General features: G+C 53.9%; 7 protein-coding genes. 4 read left to right on the top strand and 3 right to left on the bottom strand.

Going from position 1 to position 17197, the window contains the following annotated elements:
• Positions 1-303: 303 nt before the first annotated feature.
• From AXF19_RS06545 to AXF19_RS06560, 4 genes are all read left to right on the top strand, one after another.
• The gene (locus tag AXF19_RS06545) at positions 304-1119 is read left to right on the top strand and encodes an Rpn family recombination-promoting nuclease/putative transposase (protein ID WP_066846668.1); all 816 of its coding nucleotides are present in this window, start codon (positions 304-306) and stop codon (positions 1117-1119) included.
• 208 nt (positions 1120-1327) lie between these two features.
• On the top strand, positions 1328-2710 hold the full coding sequence (locus AXF19_RS06550; protein ID WP_066846670.1) for a flagellin N-terminal helical domain-containing protein: 1383 nt from the start codon (positions 1328-1330) through the stop codon (positions 2708-2710).
• Positions 2711-2889: 179 nt separating this feature from the next.
• On the top strand, positions 2890-3303 hold the full coding sequence (locus tag AXF19_RS06555; protein ID WP_066846672.1) for a hypothetical protein: 414 nt from the start codon (positions 2890-2892) through the stop codon (positions 3301-3303).
• Between the two features lie 148 nt (positions 3304-3451).
• The gene (locus AXF19_RS06560; protein ID WP_066846674.1) at positions 3452-15019 is read left to right on the top strand and encodes a YDG domain-containing protein; all 11568 of its coding nucleotides are present in this window, start codon (positions 3452-3454) and stop codon (positions 15017-15019) included.
• Between the two features lie 76 nt (positions 15020-15095).
• Here the strand turns inward: AXF19_RS06560 and AXF19_RS06565 are convergent, their stop codons facing one another.
• From AXF19_RS06565 to AXF19_RS06570, 3 genes are read right to left on the bottom strand one after another with little or no spacing between them, the layout of a single operon-like run.
• A complete protein-coding gene (locus AXF19_RS06565) occupies positions 15096-15554 on the bottom strand; it encodes a low molecular weight protein-tyrosine-phosphatase (protein ID WP_066846677.1) in 459 nt (152 codons plus the stop codon).
• A gap of 25 nt (positions 15555-15579) precedes the next feature.
• Complete coding sequence (locus AXF19_RS15275) at positions 15580-15705, bottom strand: secretion protein HlyD (protein WP_226372160.1); 126 nt, start codon at positions 15703-15705, stop codon at positions 15580-15582.
• 39 nt (positions 15706-15744) lie between these two features.
• On the bottom strand, positions 15745-17073 hold the full coding sequence (locus AXF19_RS06570; protein WP_066846680.1) for an ATP-binding protein: 1329 nt from the start codon (positions 17071-17073) through the stop codon (positions 15745-15747).
• Positions 17074-17197: the final 124 nt, after the last annotated feature.

A 17197-nucleotide genomic window follows, 5' to 3' on the forward strand; every position in this document is an offset into this window, starting at 1 on the left:
TGCAGTGGCGCAGGGGACGGACGGGATCGTCCCGTTCGATTTGAAATTCAAAATTGAGGGGGAGGCTGACTTGAAATGAGCCTCCGAAGGATGTATAATCCTTGTGTAAAATTTGGTTGTTCATACCCTTATTTTACGCCAGTTCTCGGTGTTTGAAAACACCGGGAACTGTTTTTTGCAACAAAATTGAGGCTGCTGCACGAGCGTTTCGTGCAACAGCCCCTTGTCAGTGATTTCCTAACAGTTTGTTTTTCTTGCATTCCGCCGCAAAAATTCATAAAATAGAAGTAGAGAGGTGATGTCATGAGTGAGTATCGAATCAAGCCGTGGGAAGAACTGACGATTCAGGATGACTATATGTTCAAGCTCATCATGAGCCGTAAGCGTATCTGCAAGCAGATGCTTGAGCGGATTCTTCACATTGAGATTGAGGACATTGACTATCTCGAAACAGAGAAAACCTTGGCGGCGCGCTATCACAGCAAGGGCGTTCGTCTGGATGTCTACGTGAAGGATGATGCAGGAACGGTCTATAACATCGAGATGCAAGTGCGAAAGCCCGAGGGCGATGGGCTTTCGAAGCGGACGCGCTACTATCAGTCGATGATGGATGTTGACCTGATGGCGTTGGGGGCGGACTATGACAGTCTGAACCCAACGATTATCATATTTATATGCCCCTTTGATCCGTTTGATGCGGGGCGGTATCTCTACACATTCGAGAATCGCTGTATAGAGGATACGGATTTGCGACTGCGGGATGATGCGCGCAAGATATTTCTCAATACGAAGGGCTCGATTGGAGAGATTGACTCCTCCATCAAGGCGTTTTTGCAGTACGTTGACGGAGTGCTGACAGCAGACCGCTTTGTGCAGGAGATTGATGAGGAAATACAGAAGGTCAAGATGATCGAAGGAGAGGCGGTGGGTTACATGACGTACGAGATGAAGATCAAGGAGGAGCGCAAGGAGGAGCGCAAAGAGACAATACAGATGATGTTGCAAGTATTGCCGTTGCTTGGAAAAAATCTCTCGTTAGAAGAAATTTCAAGACAAACCGGATGTACGATTGAGTATCTGCGCCAGATCAAAGCGGCGCTTCCAACTGCAAGCGGCTGAGTCATACGATGTGAAAAACTATTGAATAGCCGTCCTCTTTGCTTGTTGTGTTTGATTGCGTAAGGGATCAAGTCAAGGAAAGAAATTGGAAAAATATTTAAGTCCCTCCACCATTTTGACGATATAACTTTCAAGACGGCGTATCTCCGTCTATTTACGTAATTATTTCGGTACACATCCATAGATAACAGTCAGGGAGGCAGTCTTTATGGCGATGGTGGTCAAGAATAATATGCCGGCGGTGAATACGCTCAACACGCTCAACAAGAATGAGAGCGCACTCTCGAAGAGTCTGCAGAAGGTCTCTTCGGGCATGAAGATCAACAGCGCGGGGGACGATGCCTCGGGGATGGCGATCTCGGAGCGGATGCGCGTGCAGGTGCGTGCGCTCGATCAGGACGATACGAATACAAAGAACGGCTCGGCACTCCTGCGGACGGCAGAGGGGGCGGTGCAGTCCACCATCGACATTTTGCGCACGCTGAAGGAAAAGGCGATCAACGCCGCAAACGATACGAACACGGACGAGGATCGTGCGGTCATCCAGAAGGAGATTGACCGCCTCATCGATCAGATCGACGACAATGCACTGACCACGTACAACGGGAAGTATCTGATCGACGGCTCAAAGAACGGGATCGTTGAGGGAGATCGTCCGAACCGGAAAGGGACATATTCAACCTTTGCCAATATGAGTCTTGCAAAGGACACAGATCCGACAGACGGTCTGACCGAACTCAAGCGCCGCGACGGCAACGATGTCGGTATACATTCCTCGGATACGATTACCGTATCGTGGGTGAGGAATGGCGTTACCTATACGAACTCGTTTTCCCCGATTGGGACGAGCTCCCTTAATGATGCGATGGGGCTTATCACGAACGGTCATGCCAGCTACTATCGCAAGGATGCGCAAATCGGTATTGATGAATACGGCAGGAAAATTTATACGCCAGACAATCAGCCGGCAATCTCCATCCGTGCACGCAATGCCGGTGTGGAGAATCAGATCAGCGGGATAACCTTCCGCGTGACGGACAGCGAAGGGCGTATGCGCAACGAAGTCAATGCTGTGCTCGACGATTTCCGCGAGACGGTGCGTGCACAGAACCCCTCCCCGGACAACTCCATCGTCCTTCAGACAGGGACGATGGCGAATCAGGCGACGAAGGTCGGCTTCACAGATATGCGGTCGGTGGCGCTTGGTCTGCAGTCTGCAAACGGCATGGGATGGAACCGCGACACGACAGGCTGGCAGCCTGGAACACAGGTTGTTGGTCTGGGACCGAAGGTCCAGGTGACGACACGCGAGGCGGCGAATGCCGCGATCAATGTTTTTGAGAATGCGCTCATCAAGGCGACCGATCAGATGGTTGCCATCGGTGCAGCGCAGAACCGCCTCGGCTATACGAGCAGCAATCTCGTCACAGCATCCGAGAACGTGCAGGACTCTGAGTCTGTCATCCGTGACTCCGACATGGCGAAGGAAATGACGGCATACACGAAGAACAACGTGCTCACGCAGTCGGCACAGGCGATGCTCGCACAGGCGAATCAGAACTCGAGCGCAGTGCTGAGCCTGTTACAGTAAACCGAAATAGTTAGATGTCTCCCTTGCTCCGGCAGGGGAGATTTTGTTTTTGGTACATTCGCATCCTCGCCCTGCCGGGAGACAGTGATATACCGTTATCTTAAGGCTTCCCCGTTATGACGGGGAAGGGGGATCGCGTAAGCGGTGGAAGGGGCACAAAAAGATGACGGAAGTATTCCTTGCACGCACACATTGAATACGCTAAAATACAAACAGATGATGTCTTTGACGATGGTTCACATATTATCTATGTCAATAGTTCAATCACGGACGTGAGCACGCCGCTCGGTCAGTTGATGCATGATTTTCGCTGTGCAAATCCTGATGAGATGTACTACGATGTGCTTGCCGAACGGACGGGACGGTTTAAGAAGACTGAGGAAGGAGAGAGTACGATGAATGCGGCGTTGGATGCTCTGATTCGGGATGTGAGTGAGGAACGTGTGGCAGAGGCGCTGGAGCGCGGCATGGAACGCGAACGCATTTCAGCCATTCGACGCATGATGACGGAGCTTCAGCTCTCTGTAGAGAAGGCAATGTCTGTACTCGCAATCCCGCAGTCAGAGTGGGGACGATATAAGGCAATGCTCTGAAATATAGGGAATCTAGGAAAATCCTCCAATCATCTTTGGGACGATTGGAGGACTTTTTTGTTTTTATCATACGCCTATGCTATTATAAAATATGGCATACTATCCGATATAATGTATAAGCAGTAATGGGTCAATGGGGGAATCGGACATGAAGAACTATCGAACGGAACTTTCGCAACGTGTGCGCTATGCAATTATCGCAGGTATGGCGGGCGCTTTTCTGATTCCACAGGTCGGATTTGCCGCGCCAACGGGTGAGCATGACTACACAGCAGGGGTCAAGTTTGACCGCAATACCGCGAACACGACGAAGATCACAGCAACAGCGACGAATAACGTCATCAACTGGCGGGACTACTCTGTCAATCACGGTGAGACCGTTCAGTATGATGGCGGCAATAAGACGAACAACTATTTGAACATCGTCACGGGTGCGAACACCTCGAACATCAACGGAAAGATCGAGGGTGGCAACAATGTCTATATCGTCAATCCGAACGGCGTGATCTTCGGCAAGGGTGCAGAGGTCAACGTCGGGCATCTTCATGTCTCCACACAGGATGGCGTATCGAGTACCGCAAAGACTGCCTTTGAGTCGGCGGGCACATCCCCTCTCGTCAATAACGCCACGCTGAAAGCCGATGTTGTGAATATGGGCAAGATCACGGCAACGTCAGTCGAGGTGCACGGTTCACATATCCGCTTCCTCAATGCGGCCGATGTGAAGACGAGTGGCGGGACTCTCAGCTCCGTTGATATGTATACTGCACCTGCCGCATCGAGTGCCACCGATCCCGATGGCGGCTATGCCCATATCGGCTATCGCACGGCAGCAGCTCCCACGAACTATACCGTCCACACTGTGAGTGTCAATCCCGAATACTATAAGCTCGTCAAGGATAAAGCCGAGCTGGACGCGATCAATACGGACATCACAACGCTCGCGGGCAACTATATGCTTGAGCAGGACATTGACCTCGGCGGCGCAGAGCATACGCCCATCGGGGGGAATGGGCGAGGTGCATTTACCGGCAAATTTGACGGTAATTTCTTTCGCGTACAGAATTTTAATATCTCCAATAGTGGTAATAATATCGACAGTGCGGGACTGTTTGGCGAGGTCAGCAATGCGCGCATAGAGAACCTCGGCGTTTCCCAGGCGACCATTAAAGGAAAACGTGATAACAGTCATTGCTATGCGGGCGGCCTTGCAGGGCATACGTCAGGTACGTCCATCCTGAAGAATGTATATGCGACGGAGACCACAAAGGTGGAGGGGCGTAGGAGCAGATATGGCGGGATTGTTGGATCTACCGGGAGTGCCACATCTAGTGGTTCGGATCATACGGTCATTGACAGTGCATACAGCAAGGCTGTTCTCGGTAGAGATAATCCCGGGACAACAGCGTATTTTACCGGTGGCGGCATTGTTGGGCACTCGGGGAAAAAAACAGATATATCGAATTCATATAGTTCGGCAACGAATACCGATGGGACTGCGGCATATTTTTTGTATATCGCAGACCCAGATGACCAGACAACGATCAAGAATTCCTATGGTGTTGTCGGTACAAAATTTTCGTCGAATGATAATGCGCTCTCGACAGGTGCTGCCACCAACACATATAAAATCAATGGTACTAAAGCTGAAAAAATAGGTGCAACCGGGGACAAGGATGCCTACGCCTCAAAAACCTACTCCGATTCCAACTGGAGCATCAACAACGACGGTGCGCCCGGTGCGAAGTGGCGCATCTACGAGGGGCGGACGCTTCCGCTCCTGACCGCATTTATGAACGGGCGTGTGGATTCCGTTGGCTCAATCGGTGCGAACTACAGCTACCGCAAGTTCAATCAGAAGGACGGCTTTGCCGTTGCGGGGGATGCAAATAAGGATCCCATCTCGAACAATCACGCAGACATCACAGGGCTGACGTACGACAGCAAGATTGTGAAGATCGTGGACGGGGCAGGCAACGTCGGCAACACATCGAATGTCACCTATGACAAGACCCTCGACACGACGACGAACAAGATCTATACCTATGAGGATACGGCAACACCGCTCAACACGACGGACAACATCCGTAACGCAGGGACGAAGGCGATGCTCTGGTCCGATCAGGACGGCCCGAACCTGCGCAACGTCAACGTCACCATCAACAAGCGCAGCGTTACAGTGGAGAACTCCAATATCACTGTCACGCGCAGGTACAACGGCAAGCTGTCAGTGAAGGATCAGTACAACGCTGCAATCCGCAACGGCGGAATCACGGCGGGCGGCATTACGCCCGAGGATATCGCCGACGGCTCGGTGACGATCACGACCTCGGCGGACTTCGACGCAGTGATGGATGATAAGAACGTCGGTAAGAACAAGGCGGTCACGCTGAAGGGCAGCCTGACGTTCGGCGGGTCGAATCAGAGCAACTATGCCATCACCCAAAGTGACTTCAACTTCGGTTCTGCGGGGCGGCGCGTCGAGAACGTGGCGACGATCACGAAAGCCCCCCTCATCCTCAAGGTTGTAAAGGACAGTACGACGAAGGTCTACGACGGCACGGATGCCGTGACCGATGCCACGATGAAGGCAGATCCGAACATCAAGCTGGACGATACACTGCACTACAACAACGAAACGGATCCTGCTGCGATTCAATCAGATGATGCAAATAAAAAAGACGATGTCTCGATTAACTACAATAACATCGGAAGCCCGACCTATATCAAAAGTGATGGGTCTGCCGAGGTCCATGCGGGCACGCACAAGATCCGCTATAAAAATGTAGAGCTGCAGGGCAATGATAGGGACAACTACGAGCTTTACTATCAGATGCCGAATAACACGCAGACGAAGGTCGAGAATGACCGGATTGACCTCAATGGAACGATCACGCCGCGCGGCATCTCCACGAAAGACTTCAAAGTTTACAAAACAGCGGATCATTCAGCCGCCTCTGCGGAACGGGTCTATGATGGCACAGATAGCTATACACCGGGGAGTGATGTCTACCTCTCCTCCAACGTCGGCGCATCCACTGCTCCGGATACCGGCATCGTTGACCGTGACCGGAATAAAATCACGTTCGGTCTGGTGGGGGACAAGGCGTATTTCACCAAGGATGATAACGCGACGAAAACATCGCACGTCTCCGAGGCGAAACGCATAACGTACAATATCAAGGCGGCAACGACCGATGAGGATGCACATCGGCTCTCGGACTACTACTACACTGTCGATGGGACAACGAAGGTAGGAGAGCTGACAGATGCCGTCGTTGCATCGGGCGAAGGCAGGATCACGCCGAAGGCTCTCACGGCGGAAGCCAAGAAAGACCTTAATAAGATCTACGACGGTATGGCTGAGTATACGGATGGCAGTCAGAATGTAAAGACAGGCGATAATGTCGTCACGTTCACGGGCTGGACCTCCGACAGTGACAAGCGTACGAACGACTCCAAGGCGACCTATGTGAACGCATCGAATGTGGATGATGCAAATGTCGCCTATGCAGGGACTGCCGTTACAAAGAAGAACATCAAGTACACGGCAAAGCTCACGGGGCGGTACGCAGACGACTATGCCATCCAAAAGATTGCGAATACGGTCATCAGTACGGCGACGAACTCCGGCACGGAGAATGTCGCGGTCACCGCAGACCTCGGTGTCGAGGTGAATGCGGGCACAATCAGTCCGCGTGATGTCAAGGTCACGTTTAAGAATGTGACAAAGGTCTATGACGGGACCGCAAACAACAATAAAATTGAGGTGGATAGTCTCGATGACAAGCTGAGCGGGCGTGTCTTTGCCAAGGACGGCACGAATACGGGATCATTCTCCACGGCAGGTATCACAAGCCGCTATGGGACGAAGGGAACACCGTTCGTGGCAAATGTGAATGCGAGCGATAATCCCTATGATGTCGAGTATGCAAACATCTCAAATCCACTCGGCGGCAATTACCGCGTCGACTCCACCCTCTACGGCACGGGCACGATCACACGCCGCCTGATCGAGAAATCGGGCTTTCAGGTGCGCGACAAGGACGGCAACATCGCCGATGCGACAAAGGTCTATGACGGTACGAGCGTCTTTGCGCTCAAAAACGGCGAGACACTTGTCGCAAAGACAGCGGCGACCGGCTCCGATACGGGTGTCGTCGATAAGGACAAGGACAATATCTATTTCACGATGACGGGAGAGAACGGGCATTTTACCAGTGATGCGGCGGGTGCAAACCGTACCTCGCACAAGTCTGAGGCGAACCATGTCGCATACAATGTCATCGCGAGAACGAAGAACGAGGGTGTTAGCCCGCTTTCGAACTATGAGTTCGGCACGACGGCATCTAAGCGCAATCTCGAAAATGTAAATGCAGAAAATCCCGACGCAGTCACAGCAAAGGGGGCTATTACCCCTGCCAAGATTCAGGCGCAGACGAAGGAGATCTCGAAGGTCTATGACGGGATGGCGGAACATACGGACGGCAATCGGAACGTCCAGCACGGGGACAAGATTGTCGGGCTGAACCTGATCGCGGACCCGAGCGGACAGCCGACGAACACCTCTACCGCCGCCTATGCAGATAAGAATGTCGCGCGTGATACGGACGGCACGATCATCAAGAAGGCGGTCAACTACACGGCGCAGCTCACGGGCAAATATGCGGACGACTATGAGATCGTCGATGCGGGCAATAACGTCATTAGCAGCGTGAACGGCACGGGCGACAGCAAGACCGTCACCGCGACACGGAACAACGTCGCGAATATGGGCACGATCACCCCGCGCAAGCTGAACATCAAGATGGGCGACGTGACGAAGACCTACGACGGCACGTCGGCGAATGCGTCTGCCACGGTCACGGGAATCACGGACGATCCCACGAGCACCGTCATCAATACGATCCTCTCGGGTGACAGCATTACGGCGGGTACATTGCAGACCACCTATCGGGGTATGCTGACCGCCAATACGGCATCGAGCAACTACGGACGTCTCTCGGGGACGAACTTTAACACGAACGCGAACGCGAGCAACGGCACACCGCACGATGTTCAGTACGCGAATATGGACGATGCGTTCCGATCGGCGTTCAGTGCGGCGGCGGACAACTACGATGTCGATGAGAATGTCTACAGCAAGGGCACGATCAACCGCAAGGCAATCACGCCGAACACGTTTAAGGTCAGCGGCGGCAAGGCAACGAAGGTCTATGACGGCACGAGCGCCTATACAGTTCCTGCGGGGAGTACACTCACGGCAAATACGGGCGAGCTCGTCGGCACAGATGCGTCTAAGATCCAATTTGCCATCAGCGGGAATGGCGCGAAGTTCATGAAGACGGACGGCGTCACGGAGACGGCAAATGTTGCCGACGCACGCAAGGTCGCCTACAACATTACGGCGACGGGCGATGCCGATACTCTGCGGAACTACACGCTGAACGGGCAAAACCTTGAGAGCGGGAATCTGACGGCATCGGGCGACGGCGAGATCACGCGCCGTGCGCTGAATCTGAACCTTGTGCAGAGCACGGGCATCGACAAGGAATACGACGGTCAGACCACGCTCAAGAATACTGCGACAAAGAACTGGAACGCGCTGACCAAGACGGACAGCGCGGGCAATGTGCAGTATGCAACGGGATCCAAAGAACTTGTCAATGACGGGACGAAATTCAACATCACGTCGAACTACATGAACGATGCGAGCACGCCGGCGCCGGACAAGAATGTCAAGCGTGTCAGCGGCAATGTAGCGGACAAGAATATCCAATACAACATATCCATCACGGGCGGCGATGCGAACAACTACTCCTTTGACGGCGGCACATCGAGTGCGGCGGGGGGGCTGAAACTTTCGGCGACAGGAACGATCACGCCGAAGGATCTTTCGGGTGCGCTCAAAAAGGTGACGAAGGCCTATGACGGGACGAAGAATGTTCCTGCGTCGCAGGTCGGTCTTGAGAGTGGAATAAACGGTGTTGTGTCGGGCGATAGGGTGAATCTCGCCACGCATACGGAGTCGTATCAGAGCGAGAATGTCAACGGCGATGGCACGACGGAGACGATTGGCGGCACGGCGCAGAAGAACTGGGTCAACTACTCGAATCTGACGCTCGGTGGCACGGATGCGGGCAACTATACGCTTGCGTCTACGGCGAAGGGGCTGGGCGAGATCACGCCATATGAGCTGAATGATGGTTCGATTACCTTTACGAAGACCCGGGCGACGAAGGTCTATGACGGGACACGGGATGTCAAGTGGACGGACGGTTCGAGCACGACCACCGATCAGAAGAAGTATATTACGAGCGCGACGGTGACGGTCGGCTCTGCTCCTGCAGTGGATATCCTCGGCGATCTAAAGCTCGAGGAGGCGAAGTATGACACGAAGGACGTGGACGGCGGTAGCGCGGCCAACCGCGTCACCTACCGACTGAGCTATACGGATCGCTCGGGGAAGGGCAACTTCTCCCTCGGGACGGGTGTCACCTCGTTCACGACGAAGGGCGACGGCATCATCACGAAGAAGGATGTCACCGCAACGGTCAGGAATCCGCTCTCAAAGACCTATGATGCAACAACGGTAGTGAAGAATGCGGCGGGCAATGTCATCACGGGCAGCGCGCTCAATGATCAGGTGTCGCTCTCAGGTCTGACCGGCAACGATGGCGCAACGTACACGACGACCGCCGTGTATGCAGATAAGAACGCGGGTACAGGCAAGACCGTGAAATACACGCTCGCGATTGATGGCGCCAATGCAGGCAACTACAATCTGAAATATAACGGCGCGGATAATAACGGCAATTTCTCGACGACGAATAACACAATCACAAAGCGCAAGGTGGACGTGACGTTTGCACCTGTATCGAAGTCCTATGACGGTACACCGACGAATACGTCGATCACACCGTCTGTTTCGGCTACCGATGCAGCGGTGCTCCGTGAGGATAGCTCTGCCAATGTCAGCGGCACAACGATCACGGGGCTGACGGGTGTCACGAGTCAGTACGGTACGGGCACAACGGATGCGACCTTTGCCGCCAACCCGAACGCGGGCACGAACAAATCCGTGCAGTACGCGGGCATCGGCACGGCGATGGGCACGGCGTTCGGCGCGAACAACTATGAGTTTGCGACGAACGGCTACGGTAAGGGGACGATCACGAAGGCGAACATCAATACGTCGGATATCACCTTTGCCACCACGGGCGCACATAAGGTCTATGACGGCACTAGGACGGTGAAGTACAACGGTTCGAGCGCTAAGGCGGATGTAAAGAACTATATCACCACGGCGACGGCAAACCTCGGTGGCGGGCATACGGCTGACCTGCGCGGCGATCTCGTGATTGACGAGAAAGAGACGAGGTATGTCAGTGCCGATGCGGGTACGAATATCCGTGTCAAGTATAAGTTCCGGCTGAACAACAGCAATATCGAGATTTCCGGCAAAAATGAGTTCGAGATGTATGACAAGGGCACGATTGACCGCCGCGTGCTGAACCTCGATCTGGCGCAGAAGTCGGGCATCGACAAGATCTACGATGCGAATGCAAATCTCGTGGATACGAATGCGCGACACTACGACAAGTTTGTTGACGATGATGCGCTTGGCAATGTGACCTATGCGGCAGGTGCGACAAACGATAATAAGCTCGTCCGTACGTCGAACGGTGCAGAGGTCAATGACGGCGCGGCGATGACGATTCGCACGAACTATGTCAACAATCTCGCAAGCCGTACAGCGGATAAGAATGTCGCCCGCGACGGCAGTGGCAATGTGACGACGAAGGATATCTCCTATCGCGTCAGCATTGACGGCGCGGCAGGGAGCAATTATCAGATCTCGTATAACGGCACGACGGCCAATGCCGAGGACGGGCTCAACCTTTCGGCGACGGGTACGATTACACCGCGCGCGATGACGCTCGGCTTTGCGGATGTGGATAAGCCGTACGATACGACGGCGACCAACAATACAAAGACGATCAACTCCGTGACGGCGGGCAATTCCGACGGGCGGGGGGCTGCGACACTTGCGGCGGATGGCATTACGAGCGCGACATTCGGCTCTGCAACGGGGAGTGTGAACAGTCTCTACGGTGCGGGCGATACGGATGCGACGTTCCACAGGGATCCGAATGTTGTTGTGGATTCCAACGGCAATGTTGTCGAGCGCGGCAAGGATGTCCAGTATACGAATGTCCGGAGCGTGCTCACGGGCGCGCTCGCGAACAACTATACGGTTGCGGATACGGCATATGGCAAGGGCACGATCCGCAAGCGCTCGGTCACCGCAAACGATTTCCGGTTCAATATCACAAACGCCACGAAGATGTACGACGGCACGAAGGATGTCGAGTATGTGGAGAACGGGCAGACCTATAAGGATCTGGCGCATGTCAAGAAGCGCTTCCGGACCAGCAAGCTCGATCTCGGCGGCGGCAACCTCGTGGATATCAACCTCGATGATATTGAACTCACGGGCGCGGCGTACAATGACGAGCGCGTTGCACATGCAAACGGCGTGAACTATGATGTGACGATCAATACGAAGAATTTTGAGTTCAACGGCGCGCGCACCCGCAGGATTCAGCATACGGGCGACACGATCACGAAACGTGACCTCGCGACGAAACTGCCCCCGCATCTCGTGAAGGAGTACGATGGCGAGCAGACGTTCACGGAAACGAATGAGACGTTCGCAAATGCAATGGCAAAGGCGAATCTGACGGGCGTCGTAGATCGAGACAAGAATAAGATCCAACTCAAGGTCACGGGCACATACAGCAGCCCCGATGCCTCGGCAGAGACGCGCGAGGAGGCGGAGGCGCGTACACCTGCGACAGCGGGACGAAACGTCGCCTACGAGCTGACGCTCTCGGGCGATGCCGACACGCTCTCGAACTATAAGATCGGCAGCGTTGAGACGCTCGACGCGAATGGCGAGATGAAGGGCATCGGCAGCGGCAAGGCGGACATCTACAAGAAGACACTGACGGTGAGCGTTGCTCCGATCGACAAGGCATATGACGGCACGCGCACAGTTGTCCGCCCGAATGGGACGGGCACGTTGCCGCATCCCGATGCGGGCAAACTGAGCCTCGCGGGTTTTGTTAACGGCGAGGGCTTTGCCTTTGACCAGACGGCGGCGAACGAGATCAATGGTCTCTACTCCGATCCGAATGTCAGCCGCGAGAACGGCGTTGTGGTCGATAAAAATATTTCCTACAGCGGTATTAAGAACGCCTTCAAGAACTATGCCGACAACCATGCCGGCGGGCAGGCGCGTAACTACCGCGTGGACAGCGACACGGCGACGGGCGTCGGCAAGATCCTGCCGCGCCAGATTAGTTCGAATGATATTACGAACGGGCTGGCGTTCGCCGAGGCGTCGAAGGTCTATGACGGCACGCGTGCGGTCAAGCATGGCGGGCTGAACACGCCGGACGCGCTCAGGAACTATCTGACGAGTGCAACGGTGAACATCGACGGCACGGACATCGATATCAAGAACGATCTCACGATCCGTGCCGATGAGGCATCGACGCACTACGACACGCCGAATGTGGCGGGTGGTGCGCAGCCGCGCGTGACCTACACACTGAACTATATAGGCGGCAATTTTGACATCACGGGGCCAATCACAAAGACGGCGAACGGCGTCATCACGAAGCGGCAGGTCACGGCGTATGCACTGGGGCAGCTGACGAAGCAATATGACGGAACGAGGAAGGTGTTCCGTGATCCGACCGACCCGCATGTCAAGACGTACTATCGCGGCGCGCAGGTTGAGACGGGTGATTCGATCGTCCGCATGGAGGCGGAGAACGGCGATCGCGGACTGCTCGCAAGTGACGGCGTACAGAACGTCTCGACGGCGACCTTTGCCGATAAGAAGGCAGGGACGGGCAAGACGGTCAACTACAATGTGGCGGTTGACGGCGCGCACGCGGGAAACTATGAACTCGTCGACCAGCGCGGGAATGTGATCTCTCAGACCTCGACGAACAACAATACGATCACGCCGCGCCGCCTCGATATCACGTTCGGTGATGTGTCGCGTGCGTATGATGGGACAAGCACGAACACGGATGTGACTGCGCTCGTGAAGGACGCGGATGCGCGTGCGACGATGCGCCGGGACGGTGTGAATCCTCTGGGTGAGCAGCTCATCCTGCGTGATTCGCAGAACCGTGATATTGCGGTGCCGAGTGACTACGGCTACGGCAGGACGGACAGTGCCTTTACGCCGGATGCCGATGCCAATCAGACGGGTGAGCCGGCGAAGGATGTGCAGTACCGCAAGCTGGGTGACGCGATGCGTACGCTGCTCGGCAATGATGCGGACAACTATGACTTCGATGAGACGGGCTATGGCAAGGGCACGATCACGAAGGCAAAGGTACGCGAGAGCGATTTCCGCCTAAAATTCGGTGATGCGGTGAAGGAGTACGACGGCACGGATGCCGTGAACAATGCACAGCAGTACCTCGACAAGGAGGCGAGCCGCATGCGCCTGCCGCGCAATGAGGGAGAAAAGCCCTTCGCGCGCTTGCAGGACAAGGATATCTCGACGGTTACGGGAACGTATCAGCCGCTCGGCAGTGTGCGCAGCAAGGATGCGAGTGAGAACAATCGCGGCGTGCAGTATCGGGTTCAACTCAGCAATCGGAACTTTGATTTCGAGAATGGCTGGGATGGTGCGATCTTCGGCGACGGTGCAGGCAAGATCAACCGCCGTGCGATTACGCTGTCGGAGCTGCCGAAGCTCACGAAGGTCTATGACGGCACGCGGACTGTTGCAAATACGGCGCGCGATCCGGAGGGGAATCTCGTTACAAACGGCGATACCATTGTCCGGTTCCGCCATGCAACGGATGCGACAAAGTCTGCGCTCATCGCAGGTGATGATGTGACGAATGCCTCTACGGCGACGTACGGTGACGCGAATGTTGCGTGGCAGGACAATGCGTGGAAGAACGGCGACGGTACAGTAGCGGACAAGGATGTCGACTATAATCTGAAACTTTCCGGCACGGATGCCGCGAACTACAAGATCGTCGATGAGAAGGGCAATGAGATTGCGTCAACTACCCGTAAGACGGGCAGAATCACGCCGAAGGAGATTCATCTGAAATCCGATCCGCAGACGCGTTGGATCAACGAGGGGCTGCCCGACAGCTATACAGGCACGCCGACAGGAAAGGGCTACAAGACGGGTGTGGGTGATGAGGCTCTGCCCGGCGAGATCTACTACAACTCGCCGGATGGCCGCCTACACTGGGGCGACTACCAGATCAACGGCTACTATCGCGCATCGGACAAGGCGCAGTATCAGCGTCCCGATGGCACACGCTATCAGCTCGCGGATGGTACGCCCGACGGGGACAGCGTCGTTCGGAACTATCGCTTTGTGCAGAATCCCGCGAACGCCACCGCGCTCCATATCGGACCCTATGTACCCAATACCGACTACTATCAGGCACTCACGCAGACGAGCAAGATGCTCCCCGATGAGTACGCCTATGAGAATGCCTCACTCGATCGTCGCAGCCACTTCGGCCGCGATCCCGAGGCGGAGATTTCCTATGAACCGCCCTCCCTCAACATGGTCAAGGATGGTGTCGACATCAGCAAGAACGGCATAGAGATCACGGATGAGACGGTATTCCGCCTCGTGAACGAGGTGTTCGGTGCGTGATGAAAAACTGAGTATATAAAGACGCAAGAAGCGCCCATCGACGAAGAAATTTGTCGATCGGGCGCTTTTGTCATGGTTATTTATTTTTCGTCAATTCCCGCAGCAGTGCGCGGCAGCCTGCGTCGACATCGCGGTAGGTGACATCGAAGTTGCCCGTGTACCACGGGTCAGCGACGTCGCGCTCCTCGCCGATACAGGAGAGGAGACGGCGCACTTTGTGCTGAGGATCGTTGCCCGTGAGGCGCATGAGGTCGCGCATGTTCTCTGTGTCCATGCCGATGATGCAGTCATAGGCGCTGTAGTCGGTGGCAGTCATCAGTGTTGCGCTCCGCTTCGTGAACGTGATGCCGTGCGCACGGAGGACTTCGCGTGTACCGCGATGTGTGTCGCTGCCGAGTTCGTCACGGTGGAGGGCTTTGGATGCTACGCTGATCTCATCGGACAGCCCCGCCTCGCGCACGAGCTGTTTCATGACGAATTCTGCCATCGGGGAGCGGCAGATGTTGCCGTGGCAGACGAATAGGATGTGCTTCATAACATAGGCTCCTTTTTGGTTTGGTTTAGGGAAGCACTGATAAATTCAGCCCAATCATCTTGGCACATCTTTTTCGCCCTCTCTGTGTCAACAAATCCTCCACATAGGCCTTGCTATGCGTCCGGTTTGTCTCCTTGATAGGACAAAAAATCTACACCAATCTGATGGACTTCATTTTATCAGCGATTCCTTAGAGAAACTGCGCCATATAGACCGGCACGTATTTCAGCATATCGGAGGGGGCGTAGTCCTTTGTGTATAGAACATAGCTTTCTTGGATACGCTCACGGTATTTCGTGCGAAAGCGATCCAGTGAGGCGTGCTTCTTATAGCCTGAGGACTTCACTTCAATCGGGCATATTTTGTGTTTTCTTGGTAGAAGGAAGTCAATCTCATAGGTGCGGTTGGATGTATCAGATGGGAATGTAAAGTAAAAAAGTTCATTGCCGCCGGCACGGAATGTCTGAGCAACGATATTTTCGTATAGATAGCCAAGATTTGCAGGGAGCTTTCCGTGAAGGAGCTTTTCATAAATGATGTTTTCGGTGAAGCTCCTATCCTTGAAGGCCAATGTCACAAATAGTCCGGTATCACAAAGGTAGAGCTTGAAATGATTGATATCCTTATAGTGCGACATACCGACGCCCGGATCGTTGATGCGGAATGCGGGCAGGACTGTCATGGAGTCCTGGAGGTCGGCAATGATCTCCCGGACGTTGCTCGCGCGCTGTTTCTCAATGATCTTTGATACCTGGTAGCGGAATGTGTTTTTACTGAGTTCGGCTGGGATTGCATCAAAGATCTGTGTCGCCCGCCCGGAATGATCTATTTTGCGAAAATCGTTCTCGTAGAGTGTCAGGATGTTGCGCTTTACCTGGTCGATTTGATTGAAATTGTTCGTTGAGAGATAGCTTTCAACGGACTGAGGCATGCCTCCGATCAGCATATAGAGACGGAAACCCTGCATCTGTTTTCGGTGAACAACGTCTCCTAGACCGCGTCCTCGCGAAAAGCATTCGTGCAGAAGGGGGATTGTTGTCTCATCCCCCTTTGCCCATAAGAATTCTTCATAGTCCATCGGGTACATGGACAGACATTCTTCTTCGCTTGGAATTAGGATGTCACGAATGTTTTTCCGTAGGGTGATGAGTGAACCTGTTTCGAGATAATCATAACGATGATCGGCAACGAGGTGTTTGATGGCTTGTCTTGCCAAAGGCTGTAGCTGTACTTCGTCGAAGATAATCAACGATTCTCGTTCGTAAAGGCGTACGTTGTAGAATAGCTGCAGCTGTAAAAAGAAAAAATCCAAGTCGCTGATGTCTCGAAAGAGGCGAACTACTTCCTGTCGAGCTTTGGAAAAATCAATCAAAATGTAGCTTTTGTATTCTCTACGGGCAAATTCTTCTGCTGTGGTTGATTTTCCTATGCGCCGTGCTCCTTGAATCAAAAGCGCGGAGCGTCCGCGAGAACGCCTTTTCCATGAGATCATTTCGGCTAAAATCTTTCTTTTGAACATGAGATGCCTCTTTTCAAAACACAGGCTATGCACAATCCCGTTATTTATATTATCATGTTTTTGCATAATCCCCAAGTTTTTTTAATAGTTTTATCGCATAATCTCCAGTTTTGAGGGGCTGCTG

The organism is Selenomonas sp. oral taxon 126 (assembly GCF_001683335.1).
In the GTDB taxonomy this organism is placed as follows: domain Bacteria; phylum Bacillota; class Negativicutes; order Selenomonadales; family Selenomonadaceae; genus Centipeda.